The organism is Burkholderia sp. SRS-25 (assembly GCF_004343765.1).
Taxonomy (GTDB): Bacteria; Pseudomonadota; Gammaproteobacteria; order Burkholderiales; family Burkholderiaceae; genus Burkholderia; species Burkholderia contaminans.
Window position 1 is genome coordinate 1 of the sequence record NZ_PTXM01000058.1, and the last position, 1,025, is coordinate 1,025.

The following is a 1,025-nucleotide window of genomic DNA, read 5'->3' on the forward strand; positions in this document are numbered from 1 at the left end:
TCCTGCACGCCTTCCTTGTAGCCCAGCCCCGAATCCTTCACGCCGCCGAACGGCGTCAGCTCGAGCCGGTAGCCGGGCACTTCGCGCACGTTCACGCTGCCGACTTCCAGCTCGGTGATGAAGCGCGTGATGTGGTCGAAGCGGTTCGTGCAGACCGATGACGACAGCGCATAGTCGGTGCTGTTCGACATCCGGATCGCTTCGTCGATGTCGCGGAAGCGCATGATCGGCGACACGGGGCCGAAGGTTTCGTACTTCACCAGCGGCATGTCGGGCGTCACGCGATCGATCACCGTCGGCGAGTACAGCGCGCCTTCGCGTACGTTGCCGACCAGCAGCCGCGCACCGCGCGCGATCGCGTCGTTCACCTGCTGTTCGCAGAACTTCGCGGCCGCCTCGTCGATCACCGTACCCATGTCCACCGACGGATCGGCCGGATTGCCGTATGACCATGCGCGCGTTTTCTCGACCACCAGCGCCGTGAACCGATCGGCCACCGACTCGTGCACGAGCATCCGCTTGATCGCGGTGCAGCGCTGGCCCGAGTTTTTATACGAGCCCGACACCGCGAGCGTGCTCGCTTCGTCGAGATCGGCGTCTTCCATCACGATGATCGGATCGTTGCCGCCGAGTTCGAGCACCGCGCGGCGATAGCCCATCCGCGACGCGATCGACTTGCCGATCGACACGCCGCCGGTGAACGTGATCAGGTCGATCGCCGGGTTCGTGATCAGCTCGTCGGCAATCTCCCTCGGGTCACCGGTGATGACCTGCAGCATCTGCGGTGGCAGGCCGGCTTCGTACAGGATGTCCGCAAAGAGGTAGCACGACAGCGGCACCTTCTCCGACGGCTTCACGACGATCCGGTTGTTGGTGGCCACCGACGGCACGATCTTGTGCGCGACCTGGTTCATCGGGTGGTTGAACGGCGTGATCGCCGAAATCACGCCGAGCAGCGGGTCGCGCTGCGTGTACACGCGGCGCTTCTTGCCGTGCGGGGTCAGGTCGCACGAGAAGATCTGCCC

1 protein-coding gene is annotated in these 1,025 nt (G+C 64.7%); it reads right to left on the reverse strand.

The genetic code is table 11. From position 1 onward, the window contains the following. Positions 1-1,025 (reverse strand): phosphonoacetaldehyde dehydrogenase (phnY, locus tag C5O79_RS37870; RefSeq protein WP_131932312.1); only part of this gene is annotated, 1,025 nt, incomplete at both ends.